The following is a 1,210-nucleotide window of genomic DNA, read 5'->3' as shown; positions in this document are numbered from 1 at the left end:
CCAATAAACGTAGATAATTTATTGATACTCACGTCAGGTACAGAACAATATCTGATGACCTGCAAGAACAAAAAATAAATATTTTACTGACAACTACCTTGACAGTCAGCGTTATGTTTTTCCTAAAAAGCGTGTGATCATCAGTCTTGCACCCAGTGATAAAAAGAAAAGCGGTTCTCATTTTGATCTTGCAATGGCGGTTGGAGTGCTTTGCCAGAACGGAGACATAGGGGTGAAGAACCTGAAAGAATATGGCTTTATCGGAGAACTGTCATTAGATGGAAGGTTAAGAGCCTGCAGAGGGATTCTGCCGATGATCATTGCCGGTCAGAAGAAAGGAATAAAGAAGATTATCGTGCCGGAGGCTAATCTTAAAGAAGCAGGACTGGTGCATGGAGTAGAAATTCTGGGATTTCATGATCTGACAGGCGTGATCCGCTGTCTTGAAGGAAAAACATCAGGGGGAGAAATCCATGTGGGTGAAAAGGAAAAAGGTTCGGAAGAATCAGGGACAGTTCTGGATTTTAAAGAGGTTAAAGGACAGGATGAGCTGATAGAGGCGGTTGTTCTTGCTGCGGCAGGAGGGCACAATATGCTGATGGTCGGGGAGCCCGGATGCGGAAAGACCATGATTGCGCAGAGGATTCCAACGATCCTCCCGGAAATGACAGAGGAAGAATGTCTGGAAGTAACAAAAATATACAGTATTTCCGGTCTGCTTCCCAATGGACATGCCCTGATGAAATACAGACCATTCCGCGCCCCGCATCATAATGCATCATTGAATGCTCTGATTGGCGGTGGTGCCTATGCAATGCCGGGCGAGGTATCACTGGCACATAATGGGGTACTATTCCTGGATGAACTTGCTGAATTTTCAAGGCGGACTCTTGACGCATTACGCCAGCCGATAGAAGATAAAAAAGTATCTATCTCAAGAGTGAACGGTACTCATACGTTTCCTTCCAGTTTTATGTTTATTACAGCTATGAATCCCTGTCCGTGTGGTTATTATCCGGGTGCAAAATGTAAGTGTACGGATTATGAGATTATTAAATACAGGGGAAAGATCTCCGGCCCTATCATGGACCGGATAGATAGTATATGGTAAATAACTGGTCCTCCCCAAAAAGATATGCCAGCCCAAAGGCTGGCATGGAGCTTTACCTTGATTTAGTTTTTCGACAGTGATCCGGCAGTTCTTCAGACC

General features: G+C 44.5%; 1 pseudogene. It reads left to right on the top strand.

The annotated features are described in order from the left end of the window. Positions 1 to 109: 109 nt before the first annotated feature. A pseudogene (locus ACTQ50_RS19640) lies at positions 110 to 1,111 on the top strand (YifB family Mg chelatase-like AAA ATPase); the annotation flags it as partial. Between the last annotated feature and the right edge of the window lie 99 nt (positions 1,112 to 1,210).

The organism is Blautia sp. Sow4_E7 (assembly GCF_052116245.1).
Taxonomy (GTDB): domain Bacteria; phylum Bacillota; class Clostridia; order Lachnospirales; family Lachnospiraceae; genus Blautia_A.
This window is presented reverse-complemented; position numbering and strand designations above follow the sequence as displayed.